Origin of the sequence: Spirosoma flavum (genome assembly GCF_042686045.1) — a bacterium.
Lineage (GTDB): Bacteria > Bacteroidota > Bacteroidia > Cytophagales > Spirosomataceae > Spirosoma > Spirosoma flavum.
The window spans coordinates 409,006-426,661 of sequence record NZ_JBHUOM010000001.1 but is presented as its reverse complement, the minus strand read 5'-3'; the positions used below and the strand labels follow the sequence as shown (position 1 = coordinate 426,661).

Sequence of the window (17,656 nt, the reverse complement as noted above, 5' to 3'; positions counted from 1 at the left end):
GACTTAATCCTAGTAGCCGACTCTTTTATGGCTTTTGGGCCTGAACGTAACTGATTATCTGAATGGAAACACAAATCGAACCACTTACCCACTACGTTCTGGCAAAAAAAGTAGACGTTGATTCAAACAGGAAGCCATCTCCAAACCGGGATGGCTTCCTGTTTGAATCAACATTTCGACCGGCAACATTAACCAATGAATGCTTACTTGGAAAAGCGATCAGGCGTCAAATTTGGCTTCCGTTTGCGTCAACGAAAACAGTTTTTTGGTTGTTGTGCACATAAACAGGTTGTTATCCACAATCGGTAGAATAAAAACAGAAGATTTTGCAGTCAAGTATTTGACCGAAACGCTACCTTTGCGGGTCATAACAACGACGCGCCCTCGTCATGGATCAGTACTCATATATCGCCAATTCCGACGCGGCTTACGTAGATCAACTCTATCAGTCTTATAAAAAAGACCCACAGACGGTTGACGAAAGCTGGCAGCAATTTTTTAAAGGGTTCGAGTTTTCACTCACCTATGGTGAAAAAGCCAATGGAACCGGAACACCGGGCCAAGGTACACCAGGCAAAACCAACGGTGCCACATCAAATGGTTCATCCGGTAACGGACAAGCTACAGCCAAGCCAGTTATAGATACTTCCCACGCAGAAAAGGAAGTCTCGGTTGCTAGTTTGATTAAGGCCTACCGCTCACGTGGTCACTTGCTGGCAAAGACAAACCCACTTAAAGAACGTAAAGATCGGCAGCCACGAGTCGATTTACCCGACTATGCCTTGTCGGAAGCTGATTTAGACACGGTTTTCGAATCAGGTAAGTTGCTTGGTATCGGACCGGCCACACTCCGCGTTATTATGGAGTCGCTCCGCAAGATTTACGCGGGCGAAATCGGGTTCGAGTACATGTACATCCGCGAACTGGATGTTAAGAACTGGTTGCGTAACAAGATTGAAAAAGAAGCCCTTGTTTTCATGCCTTCACTGGATGAGAAGAAGCGTATTCTCGAAAAGCTGAACGAAGCAACTGTTTTCGAAAACTTTCTGGCAACCAAGTATCTGGGCCAAAAACGTTTTTCCCTCGAAGGGGGCGAAGTGACCATTCCGGCTTTGGATACAATCATCAACCAGGCGGCCGACATGGGCGTTGAAGAGGTGATGATTGGTATGGCTCACCGGGGACGACTGAATATACTGGCCAACATTCTGGGCAAGTCGTATGAGTCTATCTTCGACGGCTTTGAAGGAAACGTACCAGAACAGGTACATGGCGATGGTGATGTTAAATATCACCTTGGCTATTCGAGCTTGATCGAAACCAAGTCAGGCAAGCAAATCAGCGTTAAACTTGCCCCTAACCCTTCTCACCTAGAAGCGGTTAACCCGGTTGTCGAAGGTTTTGTACGAGCGCAGGCCGACGAGGAGTATAATGGCGATTTCACTAAAATCATGCCTATCCTGATTCACGGTGATGCCGCCGTTGCAGGACAGGGTATTGTCTATGAAGTAACACAAATGGCTAAACTGGCGGGTTATAAAACCGGCGGCACAGTCCATTTTGTTATAAATAACCAAATTGGCTTTACCACCGATTTTGAGGATGCCCGCTCGTCTATTTACTGTTCAGACGTCGCTAAAATTATCGACGCGCCTATCTTCCACGTTAACGGCGACGACCCCGAAGCGGTAATTTTCTGTTCTAAATTGGCGGTAGAATTTAGGGAGAAATTCAATCGTGATGTGTTTATCGACATGGTCTGCTATCGTCGCTACGGTCACAACGAAGCCGATGAGCCGAAGTTTACGCAGCCGACGATGTATAACATCATCGAAAAGCATCAAAATCCGCGCGAAATTTATAAAGACCTGCTCATTAAGCGGGGCGATGTAGATGCCGAACTGGCGACGCGTATGGATACGGAATTCAAAAAGCAATTGCAGGACCGACTCGACCGCGTCAAGCAAAAAGCGGAGATTCCATATAAACCGCTTCGTCTGGATCTCGATTGGGCCGAACTCCGCTTCAGCGAACCGAAGGACTTTGATCAGTCTCCCGAAACGGGTATCTCATCCGAAGTACTGGATGCTGTGGGCAAAGCTTTGGTAAAAATTCCTGAAGGTTTCAAACCGCTGAAACAAATTGATAAGCTCCTGAAAGACCGGCAGGCCATGCTTACCGACACTAAAATGGTGAACTGGGGTACGGCCGAATTGCTGGCTTATGGTTCGCTGCTGGTAGAAGGTAAACCCGTTCGGTTGAGTGGTCAGGATGTGCAGCGTGGAACATTCTCGCACCGTCATTCCGTTCTTCACGATTCCGAAACGAACCAGGCATATTCCTCGCTCGACTTTATTAAGGAAGGACAGCAGAAGTTTCAGGTTTACAACTCGTTGCTGTCTGAGTATGGCGTATTAGGCTTTGAGTATGGCTATGCAATGGCAAATCCGCACGCGCTGGTTATTTGGGAAGCGCAGTTTGGCGACTTTTCCAATGGTGCTCAGTTAATTATCGACCAGTTCATTGCGGCTGCGGAATCGAAATGGGGTATTCAGAACGGCGTAACGTTATTGCTTCCACACGGCTATGAGGGTCAGGGACCAGAACATTCCAATGCCCGCCCTGAACGCTATTTGCAACTCTACGCTGAGTACAATATGATTGTTGCGAATATCACATCACCCGCCAATTTCTTTCACCTGATGCGTCGGCAGTTGATATGGCCATTCCGCAAGCCACTCATTGTGATGTCGCCAAAGTCGTTACTGCGGCATCCGAAGTGTGTCTCACCACTGGAAGAACTTACTAAAGGTTCTTTCCAGGAAGTACTGGGTGATAGCTACGCACAAGCGAAGAAAGTGAAACGGGTATTACTTTGTACGGGTAAAATCTACTATGATCTACTCGAAAAGCAACAGACTGATCAGCGTGACGACGTAGCTATTGTGCGGCTGGAGCAAATCGCTCCTTTCCCCAAAAAGCAATTGGATGCTATCTTGGGAGCCTACAAAAACGCCAAGGTTTTGTGGGTACAGGAAGAGCCCGAAAATATGGGATCGTGGACTTATCTGTTGCGCATTGGCATGAATCTGCCGATTATTGCTCGTAAAGCTGCGGCTTCGCCAGCAACAGGCTACGCCAAAATACATACTCAGGAACAAGCCGACATCGTTCGGAGAGCGTTTGAATAAATTCAGTTGTAAGTTGTAAGTGATTAATGTGTACGTAGATTATTCAATCAGTACGTAGACTTATTAGCTTACAACTTGCTCACTTACAACTCGATATATGGCCGTTGACATGAAAATCCCTCCTGTGGGGGAATCCATTACCGAAGTAACCGTTGGCACCTGGTATAAGAAAGAAGGTGATCACGTAAAAATGGACGATGTTCTTTGCGGGCTTGACTCCGACAAGGCTACGTTCGAATTAACGGCCGAAGCCGATGGTATTCTGCATATTCTAGCTCAGGAAGGCGATGTATTGCCTATTGGTGCCAGTATCGGTACAATTGACAACGGCGGTAGCGCCCCAAGCGCTGCCCCGGCAGCCGAACCAGCTAAGGTAGAAACGCCGGTACAAGTTGCACCTACACCACAAGCTACGCCCGCTTTACAAGACGTGGCTGAGCCTGTTCAGGCTCCTGTTGCAAACTCGGCTACGAGCGTTGTTGAGATGAAAGTTCCGGCCGTAGGCGAATCCGTTACAGAAGTAACGATTGCCTCCTGGAGTAAGAAAGATGGTGATCAAGTCGCCCTTGATGAAGTTTTGTGTGAACTTGAGTCAGACAAAGCTACATTCGAACTCCCGGCCGAAGCTGCCGGAACGCTACGTATTGTAGCACAGGCTGGCGAAACGTTGCCTATCGGTGCGTTGATTGCCAAAATTGAAGTAGGTGCAGGTGCCGCAGTCACTCCGGCAAATACCCCCGCTCCGCAACAGGCTACGAGCGCACCGGCTTCTGAAGTTGCCTCTAATGGTCAGAATGGGAATGGCTATGCTGCTCATTATCCATCACCCGCAGCGGCCAAGATTCTGGACGAAAAAGGTGTTAATGCACAACAGGTTCAAGGTACGGGTGTTGGTGGTCGTGTAACGAAAGAAGATGCGGTAAAAACATCGTCTGCTCCGGCACCAGCGGCTCCACAGCCGTCCGGCGTTTCGGCACCATCCACAGCACCAAAACCAGCCGCTCCAACGCCAGCTGCAGCACCCGCACCAAGCGGAGAACGAGGTCAACGTCGGGAGAAAATGACCTCACTTCGACGGACAATTGCCCGCCGGTTGGTAGCGGTCAAGAACGAGACGGCTATGCTGACCACCTTTAACGAGGTGGATATGAAGGCCGTTATGGACCTTCGGAATAAGTACAAAGACAAGTTTAAGGAAAAAAACGGGGTGGGGCTTGGCTTTATGTCGTTCTTCACGAAAGCGGTTTGTATTGCTCTCAAAGATTTTCCAGCCGTTAACGCGCAAATTGATGGCGATCAAATGATCTTCAATGATTTCTGCGATATTTCGATTGCCGTTTCGACAGAACGGGGTTTGGTTGTTCCGGTCATTCGGGACGCTGATAAACTGAGCTTTGCCGGCGTTGAAAAAGAAATCGTTCGGCTGGCTGGTCTAGCTCGCGACAACAAACTGACTATTGAGCAAATGACCGGTGGTACATTCACCATTACCAATGGCGGTACATTCGGGTCAATGCTTTCAACACCAATTATTAATGCACCACAGTCGGCGATTCTGGGCATGCACAACATCGTTGAGCGGGCAGTGGTTGTTAATGGCGAGATTGTCGTTCGACCAATTATGTACTTGGCCTTGTCATACGATCACCGGATTATTGATGGTAAAGAATCCGTTAGTTTTCTGGTTCGTGTGAAACAAATTTTGGAAGACCCTTCCCGGATTATATTTGACATGTAATCGTTAACGGTTCATTCATAAAAAAGCTGCTCTGAGGAACTCAGAGCAGCTTTTTTGCTTAGTTAACTAGTTAATCTACGCCATAATTAAACTCATACCGCCCATTTGGGGTGGTTGCGGAATGCCCATAAGTTGTAAAATCGTGGGAGCAATATCAGCCAGTTTGCCATTATTAAGCGTTGGATGATAGTCTTTATCGACCATAATACATGGCACTAAGTTGATTGTATGAGCGGTATTGGGCGTCCCATCATCATTAGTCATGTATTCTGCGTTGCCGTGATCAGCAATAATAATGGTTGTATAACCATGTTCCAGTGCAGTTTCCGTAACGGCTTTTGCACAAGCATCGGCAGTCTCGGCAGCTTTTATAACGGCTGAAAATACACCCGTGTGGCCCACCATGTCGGTGTTAGCGAAGTTGAGGCAAATAAAGTCTGGTTCTTCGCTCTCTAACTCCGGTATTATGGCGTCACGAATGGCGTATGCTGCCATTTCGGGTATCTGATCGTATGTTTTTACGGGCACGGTAATCGACATCCCCTTATCATCCTGAATCACCATTTCTTTCGGTGAAGGACACAAAAGACGTTTTTCGCCCACAAAAGGCTCTTCACGGCCACCCGAAAAGAAAAATGTAACGTGGGGATACTTTTCTGTTTCAGCAATTCGAATCTGCTTCCGCCCCGCTGCCGCAATGACTTCACCTAACGTATTTTGCAGGTTGTCTTTGTCGTAAATAACCTTTACGCCCACAAATTCGCTGTCGTAGTTGGTCATCGTAATATAGTCCAACGACAGTTTCGTCATGCCCTGCTCGGGGAAATCTTTCTGCGTTAGCGCCTGTGTGATTTCGCGACCCCGATCTGTGCGGAAGTTGAAACACAATACAACATCGCCTTCTTCGATAACAGCGATCGGCAAGCCATCAGCTTTCGTTATGATAAGTGGCTTTATAAATTCATCCGTAACACCGGCATCGTACGATTCCTGTAATGCCTGTGTCACGTCGGTAGCGGCCAGTTTCTCCCCTTCGCCCTTTACCATCGCGTCATAGGCTATTTTGACCCTCTCCCAGCGGTTATCACGATCCATGGCGTAATAACGACCAATAACGGTAGCGATCTGCCCAGTTGTCACCGCCATATGGGACTGTAAATCGGTCAGATAACCAATTCCGCCTTTAGGGTCGGTGTCACGTCCATCCGTGAAGGCGTGAACGAATACGTCAGTCAAGTTGTGCGCGTGGGCAATAGATAACAATCCTTTGATATGCTCGATGTGGGCATGAACGCCCCCATCAGACACTAAACCCATAAAATGCACCTTTTTGCCATTCGTTTTGGCATAGGTCAGCGCATCTACTAAAACAGGCTCGTTATCAAGCGTATGTTCTTCAACGGCTTTGTTGACCTTCACTAGATCCTGATAAACAACCCGGCCTGCACCAAGATTCATGTGGCCCACTTCTGAGTTTCCCATCTGACCCGTAGGGAGCCCAACAGCCAGTCCCGAGGCTTCTAGTGTGCTATTGGAATACTTGGCATACAACGAGTTCATAAACGGTGTGTGAGCCGCTTCAATAGCCGATACTTCGGGCTTAAGGGGAATACCCCAACCGTCGAGAATAAGGAGAAGAACTTTTTTTTCCATAGTTCTAAAGAATAAAAAAGAGTAAAGTCGAACCGTTGAAACGACGCAAAGGAATGGCGACAACCAAATTATTTTTTCGTCACGCCATGACCCGGCTTTTCGCTCGGTCGCTCATTAAGGTTATGCTGTTGAATAAAATAGGTGAGCAATTGGCGGCAACAACGGAGGGTAATTTGGTAAACCTCTTCAAAAACCTCCGGCCCTTCGTAATAGGGATCCGGCACGTTAGGCTGATCGCTTACATCTGGATCAAATTCACGAAGTAAAAAGATTGTATCGGTAGAATACAGCCCTGTGCTTCGGTAATTCAGTTTTTCGATGGCTTCGAGATTGGTCTCGTCCATAGCTACGAAATAGGTGAACTGAGCTAAATCTTCGCCGATTAAGCGTCGGGCGCGATGTGAGAGTGTTAGCCCGTGTTCCAACGCGTTTTGGCGGGTTCGGCGGTCAGGTAGTTGGCCGAGGTGAAATGACGCTGTTCCAGCTGAATCAACCTGAATTAGTTCACCTAATCCAGCTTCGGTGACGAGCATCCGGAAGACACCCTCCGCCACCGGCGACCGGCATATATTGCCGTAACAAACGAAGAGAACAGAAATCATAAGGTATAAATCACAATGATGAATGCCCTACGAGGTGCACCATCCATCATTATTTTTCTAATGGTTCATTCTGCTCATCTACAATGACAAACACATCTTCGCCTACTTTCTTCATCAGGTATTTTTCGCGGGCAAACTTCTCCCGAAGGCGGTCGTTACCGAGCACCTCTTGTCGTTCTGTCTGCACAGCTTTAATTCTAGCCTGATAAAACTTGGCTTCTCCATCCAGTTCACGCAGTTTCCACCAGTTCCGAATCTGGGTTGGCAAATCGTTGGCATCAAAAAATGTCATCCACGCCAGTAGTCCTAAGCCAGTAGCGACATAGAAATTGCGAACATAGCGGAGAATGCGATTAAACATAGTTGCAGTATCGAGCCGAGTGATTGTTGGGCCGCCGAAACGACCATTTGCCGTGTCATTTTTAACCCGACACCCTTATGAATCAAAAGGTGCCGGGTTGAAACTAGTATCGGCCACCTGGCCCGACACAACAGAAATGCTTAAAAATTCAAACCTGGGAAATAACCAGTTTCGCCTAGTTCTTCCTCAATACGCAGCAGTTGGTTATATTTCGCCATCCGGTCTGACCGCGAAGCTGAACCCGTCTTGATCTGGCCCGTATTAAGCGCCACTGCAAGATCAGCAATGGTCGAATCTTCGGTCTCGCCCGAACGGTGCGACATGATATTTTTGTAGGCGTTACGCTTCGCCAGATTCACGGTATCAATCGTTTCCGTCAAGGAGCCAATCTGGTTTACTTTCACCAGAATGGCGTTAGCAATACCTTTATCGATACCTTCCTGAAGCCGAGTTACATTGGTTACAAACAGATCGTCACCAACGAGTTGAACTTTGGAGCCTTTCAGTTCGTCGGTGTGGGTTTTCCAGCCCGCCCAATCGTCTTCAGCCATACCATCTTCAATCGACATAATGGGGTATTTGCTCACCCAGTCTTTCCAGAAACCCGCCATTTCTGACGAAGTCAATTTGTCGCCGGTTGATTTTTTGAAGTGGTAAACACCAGCATCGGCATCATAAAACTCCGATGAAGCAGCATCCATAGCAATCCAGACATCTTCACCTGGCCGGTAACCAGCTTTCTCGATGGCCTGGATAATTATTTGAATCGCTTCTTCATTCGACTTGATGTTAGGGGCAAAACCGCCTTCATCACCCACGTTAGTACCGAGACCCAACTTTTTCAGAACGCCTTTGAGCGTATGGAAAATTTCGGTACCCATCCGCAACGCTTCCGAAAAACTTGGTGCGTTGGCAGGCATAACCATAAATTCCTGAAAATCGATGGAGTTATCGGCGTGAGAACCACCATTCAGAATGTTCATCATCGGAACGGGCAGTGTATTGGCATTAACGCCACCAATATACCGATAGAGGGGCATTCCTGCTTCCTGAGCGGCAGCTTTGGCTGCGGCCAGAGACACCCCAAGAATAGCATTCGCGCCTAAACGGCCCTTATTAGGTGTACCGTCCAGTTCAAGCATGATTTTATCAATCATACTCTGTTCGAAGACCGAAATGCCGACCAGTTCTGGAAAAATCAATTCGTTTACGTTCGAAACGGCTTTCAGAACACCTTTACCTACATACACCTTTGGATCATCATCGCGAAGTTCGACAGCTTCGTGGGAGCCAGTTGATGCGCCCGATGGCACAGCGGCCCGCCCCAGATAACCATTTTCGGTGCGGACGTCCACTTCGACAGTTGGATTGCCACGTGAATCCAGAATCTGCCGGGCATGAATGCTTTGGATGGTACTCATTGCAAAGAAATAAGAAGGGTTAACAACGAAATATTTTATCGCTCCGGCGCACCGGTTTGTCGGGTTTGACTACCAAGCCATTAGGCTAGTTAGCTAACCAGCCGTAAAGTAACGAAATACAGGGCAGAACTTTAGAAAAGGAACCGTATTGGTGCGTGACTTAACGATTAATTTATGGTCTATACTGTCCTGAAACAGAAGTTGTCAGAAAATGTTGTCTATTTGTGTGCTCATATATCGCCACTAAACCAACCATACCTATGCGCGGACTCTTATATTTCCTGTTGTTTTTATTAGTTATTTTCGGTGTTCTCTATGCGCTTACTGGCTGGAGTTATAGTGATGGCGAACGCGCCGGGACCGTTTCAAAGTTTAGCCGACGGGGTTTTCTCTTCAAAACGTACGAAGGCGTACTGAACGTGGGCGGGTTTTCGGGCGAGACAGGCTCGCTAACGCCACAGTATTTTGATTTTTCGGTAAAAGACGATGTCGTATCAAATCAGATTACCGAAGCCGTTAAATCGGGTCAGCGCGTAACGCTACATTATGAAGAAAAAATCTTGAAATTTCCCTGGAACGGTGAAACAAAGTATTACATCACCTCTGTAGAAGTAGTAGGGACGCCTGCACGCCCATACGGTGATGGGTCAGCTTATCCGGGCTATCAACAGGGGCAACCGCAATCGGGTCAGCCTCAGCAAACACAACCCCAAATTCAGCAACCGGCACCCGCTCAGCAGCCCGCTACCGCCGACTCAACACTGTAAGTGAATTAGTCGCTAAAAGTCCATCAATTATTCTGAAAACGAGGCAGTTGATGGACTTTTTTGCAACCACTATTTCCCTATAATTAAGGCCCTCCAGAGTCTTATCTATTTTCAAAAAGTGTTTGGTAGTCTGCCCATTTTTGGGTAATTTTATCTGTTTAAACAACCGTCCTAACATGGCAAAATCAGATTCGGCACAAGCCACAGCATCTGCTCATGAAAATAAATTAAAAGCCCTCCAGACTACCATTGAGAAGCTGGATAAGGCATTTGGCAAAGGCACTGTAATGCGTTTGAGCGAAAGCAAAGTTGTCGATATTCCAGTTATTTCTACGGGTTCTCTAGGGTTAGATTTAGCCCTTGGTATTGGCGGCTTACCACGTGGCCGCGTTGTGGAGATTTACGGGCCTGAATCATCGGGTAAGACAACACTTACACTGCATGCTATTGCCGAAGCACAAAAAGCAGGTGGTCTAGCTGCTTTCATTGATGCAGAACACGCCTTTGACCGTAGTTACGCCGAGAAGCTTGGTATTGACGTTAAGAATTTACTTATCTCGCAGCCCGACAACGGCGAACAGGCGCTCGAAATTGCAGAGCATTTGATCAGTTCAGGTGCCATTGATATTATTGTTATTGACTCCGTTGCTGCCCTTGTGCCAAAAGCCGAGATAGAAGGCGAAATGGGAGAAAGTAAAATGGGTCTACAGGCTCGTTTAATGTCACAGGCGTTGCGGAAGCTAACTGGTACGATCAACAAAACAGGTTGCTGCTGTATCTTCATCAACCAGTTGCGTGAAAAAATTGGTGTTATGTTCGGTAACCCCGAAACAACAACCGGTGGTAACGCATTGAAATTTTATGCATCAGTTCGTCTGGATATCCGACGCATTGGTCAGATTAAAGAAGGTACCGATAATGTAGTAGGTAACCGCACGAAGGTGAAGGTTGTCAAAAACAAGTTGGCGGCTCCTTTTAAAGTTGTTGAGTTCGATATTATGTACGGCTTAGGCATCTCCAAAGTTGGCGAAATCCTCGACTTAGCCGTTGAGATGGAAATCGTTAAGAAGGCCGGTTCCTGGTTCTCCTATGGCACTAGCCGTTTGGCGCAGGGTCGTGATGCTGTTAAGGAATTACTTTTGGATAATCCTGAGCTAATGGCGGAGATTGAAGGCAAGATTCGGGCGAAAATTTCTGAAGATGATACCGTCCTGCTTGATCCGGTTCTTGAAGGTACGGCTGCCGATGATGAAGGTGAAATTGACGATTAACTATTAGTATTGCTGAATCAGGATATTCGGCGTGTAAAATAAAAAGAGGTAGCTAATCCACATTAGCTACCTCTTTTTATTTTACACGTATGCAGTTTACTCTCAAATAAGGAGGTAACTACCGCTTATCAATTGATTTGAATTCGCGTAGCGTTGCGCCAGTATAAATCTGACGCGGACGGCCAATAGGTTCTTTCTGTTCACGCATTTCTTTCCACTGCGCTATCCAGCCCGGCAAACGACCAATCGCGAACATCACGGTAAACATGTTCGTTGGGATACCCAAAGCACGGTAAATAATACCCGAGTAGAAATCTACGTTTGGGTACAGTTTGCGTGACACAAAATACTCGTCGTTCAGCGCGGCTTCTTCGAGCCCTTTGGCAATTTCGAGTATTGGATCGTTAACACCGAGTTTGCTCAGTACATCGTCGGCTGCTTTTTTGATAATTTTAGCACGAGGGTCGAAGTTTTTATACACCCGGTGGCCGAAACCAAATAAACGGAAGCCCGTTGTTTTCGCATTTTTGGCCATATCAATGTACTTCGAAACATCTCCGCCATCGGCTTTGATATCTTCGAGCATTTCAATTACTTCCTGATTGGCACCACCATGCAACGGACCCCATAAGGCACTGATACCCGACGAAATGGACGAATAGATATTAGCCTGAGACGACCCTACAAGTCGGACCGTTGAAGTTGAACAGTTTTGTTCATGGTCAGCATGGAGAATAAGCAACACGTTCAATGCTTCGGCCACCACCGGATCAACGGTATAATCTTCGACTGGCAACGAGAACATCATGTTCAGGAAGTTCGGTATGTAGTCAAGATTATTTTTGGGGTAATTAACCGGATGACCCAATGACCGTTTGTAGGACCAGGTAGCAATGGTTGGTAATTTAGCCAGCAACCGAATAATGTGCGCGTCGGTTTGATCTTCTCCCTTGCCACTTTCCAGATCAGGATAGAACGCACTCATTGCGCTAACCAAAGACGACAGAACACCCATAGGGTGGGCTTTAACCGGAAAACCATCGAAAATTTTCCGCATGTCTTCATTCACCAGCGTATGACGACGGATAGCCGTTTCAAATGTGGAGAATTCTTCTTGTGTCGGCAGTTCGCCGTAAATTAGGAGATAGGCGACTTCCAAAAACGATGCTTTGGCGGCCAAATCTTCAATAGAATATCCCCGATATTGCAGAATGCCTAGTTCTCCATCCAAGAACGTGATGGCACTTTTTGTGGCACCGGTATTTTTATAACCCCGGTCCAAGGTAACATAGCCCGTCTGATCACGGAGGTTCGAGATATCGAAGGCTTTTTCATGTTCGGTTCCCTCTAAGGTCGGAAATGAATACGTTTTACCATCGACGGTTAATTCAGCGGAGTTTGCCATACAAAAAATCAGGGTAGAGTAATCAGAGATAATGAATTAGGCATTTATTGGGCATCGGGACACATTTCGATTGGACAGATTCTGCTTCAGCGAAGCAACCACACCAAGTAAAATACTGGCATTGAACCAACCGGACAAATCCACTGCACCAGCAGACTGAATAGTCCAGTCCACACCGGGCGAAATTAGTCCAAAAACCCAAACGACAGATGAAATTGTCTAAAAAAAGCCGTGTTACGTTTGTATTAAAATGTAACTTAAAGAATTCACAATAAGTTTTCTCATTATCGTTTGGAGAAAATTCCTCCTTTCATGACTATTCGAACTCGCTGTACATCGGTAATTGTTTTGGTCGGATCACCATCTACCGCCACTAAATCGGCCAGCAAACCCGATCGAACCCGTCCCCGGTCGGCCAAGTGAAACGCATCGGCGTTGACCGATGTAGCTGAGCGCAGAACATCAAGTGGTTTCATACCATAATCCGCCATCATTACCAGTTCGCGTGCGTTGTCGCCATGGCTAAATACCCCCACATCGCCACCCGCACAAATCGTCACTCCCGCATCCAGTGCCTGCTTAAAGGTCACTCTTTTTTGTTTTATCCGGTCAGGTTCAGGCTCCTGTCCCTTTTTCCAACCGCGATACTGGCTAACAGCGTCTCCAGCCGCCAATGTTGGACAAAGTGCGGTGCCATGTTGTTTCATAAGCGCAAAAATTTCAGGCGTTCCGGCGTCACCGTGCTCAACCGTTTCGCAACCACCCAAAATGGCCCGGCGCATTCCTTCAGCCGTGCTGGCATGAGCAGCCACACCTCGACCACTACTTTTAGCAACGTCGACAATGAGTTTAATTTCTTCGATAGTATAAGTTGGCCGAGCCTCAGCCATTAGCCCCCAACGATAGTCAGCATAAATTTTTATGGCATCAGCTCCTTTGCCAATCTGCCGACGAACAGCCTGAATAAGTGCATCGTGACCATCAGCTTCTTCGGCACCTTGTGGCACATCTATATCCGGGCTGAAGCCTTTGGGCGCGTAGCTACCCGTGGCTATAAGCGCCCGCGTAACAATGATCATGCGTGGTCCGGGAATGATACCCTTGTTAATGGCTTGCTTTAGGCCAACATCGTCGTACTCTGCGCCTTCTGTACCGAGGTCACGAACGGTTGTAAAACCTGCTAACAGAGTTTTTTGGGCATGAACTGTCGCCCGCGCCACTCGTAGCGAACGGGCTTCTTTCAACACCTGATCATCCCAGGGCGTTTCGTTATAAGGGTGTAACAGCAAATGCGAATGGCCTTCAATCAGACCAGGCATTAAAGTGGTGCCTTTCAAATCGACGACTTCAGCACCAGTTGCCGAAACAGTATTGGCCGCACCGACAGATTCAATTTTATCACCCGATATCCGAACCACCCAGCCTTCGTGGGTAGTTTCTCCATCGAAAACGCGGTCAGGTTTGAGAAGATACGTTGGCTGTGCAAAAAGTGACACAGGAAACCAGAGTATCAGAAAGTACAGTTTGTTCATAAGAGAGGAAGTGATAAAATTAGAAATAGGCAAAGACGCTTATGAGCTACAGTGGTCGTTTTTCTCAACTAGCACGGATATCCCTAAAGAATTAACAATATGACGGATGAAATACAGAACATAATTATCAATCAACGACGCTTTGATACTATAACATCCCAGGCATTCTTTCCAAATAGTAGCACTAACAAGGCCGGCAACAGGATTGCACCAGTCCGAAATCCGTCACCAGTAAGCTTGTAGATTCCCGTATTATATTGGGTAAAGCTCTGAAGTAGATAGTAAATTGACGCAGCCAGCAACGCAACCATTAATACCATATATACAGCTTGCCCCAATCGGCCAATCAACCACGTTATCAGCAGAGTTAGACCCACTACGACGGAGACCGTAACCAGAGCTTTCGGAAAGGTTTCGAGGTAGGAATAATCAAAAAAGAACACCCCAGCTTGACCAATCAGATTGGGGTGAGACAGTAGCCAGGCGTCCAGGACGACTAGCACCAGGAGTAAAACGTAAAAGAAAGGGTTACGCATGAAATTAGTTTACGTATTGATTTGACCTTGCTAAGGTAGACTGAATCAGGTGAATGCTAAATATGGTCGACTTAGCATCTATCCGATTCAGTGTATTTTATCCCGCCAACTCCATCTTCAAAAACTTGCCCGTATAACTTCCTTTCACTTCAGCCACCTTTTCGGGTGTGCCTTCGGCAATGATGTAACCACCTTTGTTACCGCCTTCGGGGCCAAGATCGATGAGGTGATCAGATACCTTAATCACATCTAAGTTGTGCTCAATAATGAGAACAGTATTACCCTTATCGGCGAGTTTGTTCAGAACGTCAAGCAAGTGCGCGATGTCCTGAAAGTGCAGCCCCGTAGTTGGTTCGTCGAGGATATAGAGCGTCTTGCCAGTATCTTTCTTCGACAATTCTTCGGCAAGTTTCACGCGTTGGGCTTCGCCACCCGACAGCGTCGTGGCGTGTTGACCAAGCGTAATGTAACCCAATCCGACATCGTTCATTGTCGTTACTTTACGCAGGATTTTGGGTTGGCTCGCGAAAAAATCCAATGCCTGCTCAACCGTCATATCAAGTACGTCCGCAATAGATTTACCCTTAAACCGCACTTCAAGCGTTTCGCGGTTAAAGCGTTTTCCCTTACAGGTTTCGCACATGATATGCACGTCGGGTAGAAACTCCATCTCGATTTTCTTCATGCCCGCGCCCTCGCAATCTTCACAACGGCCACCCTTTACGTTAAACGAGAAACGACCAGGTTTGTACCCCCGAATCTTAGCTTCAGGCAACTCAGCAAACAATGTTCTTATCTCCGAAAACATACCCGTGTAGGTTGCCGGATTCGAGCGAGGTGTTCGGCCAATGGGCGACTGATCTACCTCAATTACTTTATCCAGATATTCCAGTCCATCCACCGTTTTGAACGGTAGCGGTTCACGCTTCGACTTATAAAAATGCCGATTCAGCACCGGAAACAGCGTATCGTGAATCAATGACGACTTACCACTGCCCGATACGCCCGTAATGGTCACCATGCGCCCAAGTGGCAGTTTCAGGGTTACGTTTTTGAGGTTGTTACCCGTTGCATTCTTGATAATCAAGAACTTGCCGTTACCTTTCCGGCGTTCGGCAGGTACTTCGATGGCTCGCCGACCACTCAGGTAATCGGCTGTTGTGCTGCTGCCCGCCGGTCCGGCATACTTGTTTTTTAGAAATTCATCGGGTGTTCCCTGATTAACGACTTGCCCCCCGTGCCGACCTGCGCCCGGACCAATGTCGAGAATGAAATCTGATTCGAGCATCATGTCTTTATCGTGCTCAACGACCAGAACAGTATTACCCAAATCGCGCAGGTTCTTTAGCGAATCAATTAGTTTCACATTGTCGCGCTGATGGAGACCAATACTGGGTTCATCCATAATGTAGAGAACGCCCACTAACTGCGTTCCGATTTGCGTAGCTAACCGGATGCGTTGCGCTTCACCACCCGACAAGGTCCGCAAAGGTCGGTCCAGCGTCAGATAATCAAGGCCAATATCGAGTAAGAAACCAATACGTTTACGAATCTCTTTGAGAATTTCTTTAGCAATAATATTTTGTCGGTCGCTCAGGCGGCTTTCCACGCCATCAAACCATATTGTTAGTTCCGAAATGTCCATACGGGCCAATTCGGAAATATTTTTCTGATCGATTTTAAAGTATAACGATTCCTTTTTCAGCCGCGCGCCCTCACATTCGGGGCAGGTTTTCACGACCATAAAGTCTTTGAGCCATTCCTGAATTTTATCCGTACTATTTTCCTGCTGACGCTTCAAAAAGTTAACGATTCCCTCAAACTTAAAGCTATAAAAATCTTCTGGTCGGGATGCCGCATCACTATCGCCACGTCCAACATTTTTCTTAGCGGGCTGTGCCGGTTGACCATCTATAGCTTCCTCTTCTGTACCATACATGAGAGCATGAAGCAGGTCGTCAGGAAATTTAGTAACGGGTGTGGTGAGGTTGAGTTTGTATTTTTTCAGAATCGTTTCAATCTCCTTAAAGATCCATAACTCCCGGTACTCTCCCAACGGCGCAATAGCTCCCCTGCTTATACTCAACGATCTATCAGGAATAACTGACTCCTCGGTAATTTCTTCAATCACACCCAGCCCCTTACAAACCGGGCAGGCTCCATAGGGCGAGTTGAATGAAAACGAGTTCGGCGATGGCTCATCGTAACTGATACCGGATTCAGGATCCATCAAATTTTGCGAAAAATAGACCAGCGTGTCAGCACCGTCAAGCATCTGCATCGCACCTTTACCCTGCTTCAGAGCCGTTTGTACAGATTGACTAAGCCGGTAGCGTGACTGCGAATCCCCGTCTTCAATTTTCGGCACGAGCCGATCAATTACTATTTCTATATCGTGGATTTTGTAGCGGTCCAACTGCATCTTCGGCACAATGTCCTGCACTACACCGTCCACTCGCACTTTGGTGTATCCCGTCTTGGCAATCTGCACGAACAGTTCGCGGTAGTGACCTTTACGACTCTTGATGATTGGTGCCAGCAACGTCAATTTTTGCCCTGTATATTGCTCCAAAATCGTGTCGATAATCTGATCCTGCGACTGACGTTCCATTTTACGGTTCGTTAGGTACGAAAATGCTTCACCAGCGCGGGCGTAGAGCAATCGCAGAAAATCATAAATTTCGGTTGTCGTGCCAACCGTCGAGCGCGGGTTTTTAGATGTGGTCTTTTGCTCAATGGAAATTACTGGACTAAGCCCGTTGATTTTGTCCACATCGGGACGTTCCATGTCGCCAATAAACGAGCGGGCATAGGCCGAAAAACTCTCCATATACCGACGTTGGCCCTCGGCATAAATCGTATCGAAAGCCAGCGATGACTTTCCGCTGCCACTGATACCCGTCACGACCACCAGCTTGTTGCGGGGTATGGTAACGTCAATATTTTTCAGGTTGTGTTCGCGGGCGCCGAGAACCTCAATATGGTCGTGGCCCGTCAGGTCAATATCGGTAAGTCCGGGCCGACGCTCGGTTGCTTTTTCTTCAATCACGCTGGCAATGGGTTATTCTAAAGAACAACGTAAAACGGGCGGGGGTAGTTTCCAGAAAAAGAACAGGTTTTTACAATAGCAGGCCCTCCCAAATTTCTTCTCGATGAGAACCTGCTGTACTCAACTTATG

At 47.2% G+C, this 17,656-nt stretch carries 12 protein-coding genes; 4 read left to right on the top strand and 8 right to left on the bottom strand.

Annotated features, from left to right (window positions below):
• Positions 1 to 389: 389 nt before the first annotated feature.
• Together ACFS25_RS01645 and odhB are read left to right on the top strand one after the other, a co-directional pair.
• Entirely contained in the window at positions 390 to 3,191 is a 2,802-nt protein-coding gene (locus ACFS25_RS01645) for a 2-oxoglutarate dehydrogenase E1 component (RefSeq protein WP_381496661.1), read from the top strand.
• Positions 3,192 to 3,288: 97 nt separating this feature from the next.
• Positions 3,289 to 4,929 carry a 2-oxoglutarate dehydrogenase complex dihydrolipoyllysine-residue succinyltransferase gene (gene odhB / locus ACFS25_RS01640; protein WP_381496660.1) on the top strand — a complete coding sequence of 547 codons (1,641 nt, stop codon included), beginning with the start codon at positions 3,289 to 3,291 and terminating at the stop codon, positions 4,927 to 4,929.
• 75 nt (positions 4,930 to 5,004) lie between these two features.
• On the opposite strand, the gene gpmI is transcribed toward odhB, so the two are convergent.
• The 4 genes from gpmI to eno all read right to left on the bottom strand — a co-directional run bounded on the left by gpmI (position 5,005) and on the right by eno (position 8,966).
• Entirely contained in the window at positions 5,005 to 6,582 is a 1,578-nt protein-coding gene (gpmI, locus tag ACFS25_RS01635) for a 2,3-bisphosphoglycerate-independent phosphoglycerate mutase (RefSeq protein WP_381496659.1), read from the bottom strand.
• A gap of 68 nt (positions 6,583 to 6,650) precedes the next feature.
• Complete coding sequence (locus ACFS25_RS01630) at positions 6,651 to 7,184, bottom strand: low molecular weight protein-tyrosine-phosphatase (RefSeq protein WP_381496658.1); 534 nt, start codon at positions 7,182 to 7,184, stop codon at positions 6,651 to 6,653.
• Positions 7,185 to 7,233: 49 nt separating this feature from the next.
• On the bottom strand, positions 7,234 to 7,545 hold the full coding sequence (locus ACFS25_RS01625; RefSeq protein WP_381496657.1) for a septum formation initiator family protein: 312 nt from the start codon (positions 7,543 to 7,545) through the stop codon (positions 7,234 to 7,236).
• Positions 7,546 to 7,685: 140 nt separating this feature from the next.
• Positions 7,686 to 8,966 carry a phosphopyruvate hydratase gene (gene eno / locus ACFS25_RS01620; protein ID WP_381496656.1) on the bottom strand — a complete coding sequence of 427 codons (1,281 nt, stop codon included), beginning with the start codon at positions 8,964 to 8,966 and terminating at the stop codon, positions 7,686 to 7,688.
• A 260-nt stretch (positions 8,967 to 9,226) separates the two neighbouring features.
• Between eno and ACFS25_RS01615 the strand changes: the two genes are divergently transcribed.
• Both ACFS25_RS01615 and recA read left to right on the top strand, forming a co-directional pair.
• On the top strand, positions 9,227 to 9,733 hold the full coding sequence (locus ACFS25_RS01615; RefSeq protein ID WP_381496655.1) for a hypothetical protein: 507 nt from the start codon (positions 9,227 to 9,229) through the stop codon (positions 9,731 to 9,733).
• 176 nt (positions 9,734 to 9,909) lie between these two features.
• The gene (gene recA / locus ACFS25_RS01610; RefSeq protein ID WP_381496654.1) at positions 9,910 to 11,004 is read left to right on the top strand and encodes a recombinase RecA; all 1,095 of its coding nucleotides are present in this window, start codon (positions 9,910 to 9,912) and stop codon (positions 11,002 to 11,004) included.
• A gap of 118 nt (positions 11,005 to 11,122) precedes the next feature.
• On the opposite strand, the gene ACFS25_RS01605 is transcribed toward recA, so the two are convergent.
• The 4 genes from ACFS25_RS01605 to uvrA all read right to left on the bottom strand — a co-directional run bounded on the left by ACFS25_RS01605 (position 11,123) and on the right by uvrA (position 17,526).
• The gene (locus ACFS25_RS01605) at positions 11,123 to 12,409 is read right to left on the bottom strand and encodes a citrate synthase (RefSeq protein ID WP_381496653.1); all 1,287 of its coding nucleotides are present in this window, start codon (positions 12,407 to 12,409) and stop codon (positions 11,123 to 11,125) included.
• Between the two features lie 284 nt (positions 12,410 to 12,693).
• Positions 12,694 to 13,941, bottom strand: a complete 1,248-nt coding sequence (locus ACFS25_RS01600; RefSeq protein WP_381496652.1) for a metal-dependent hydrolase family protein — start codon at positions 13,939 to 13,941, stop codon at positions 12,694 to 12,696.
• 131 nt (positions 13,942 to 14,072) lie between these two features.
• Positions 14,073 to 14,477: a hypothetical protein gene (locus tag ACFS25_RS01595; RefSeq protein WP_381496651.1), complete on the bottom strand. Its 405-nt coding sequence runs from the start codon at positions 14,475 to 14,477 to the stop codon at positions 14,073 to 14,075.
• Between the two features lie 97 nt (positions 14,478 to 14,574).
• Positions 14,575 to 17,526, bottom strand: a complete 2,952-nt coding sequence (gene uvrA / locus ACFS25_RS01590) for an excinuclease ABC subunit UvrA (RefSeq protein ID WP_381496650.1) — start codon at positions 17,524 to 17,526, stop codon at positions 14,575 to 14,577.
• Between the last annotated feature and the right edge of the window lie 130 nt (positions 17,527 to 17,656).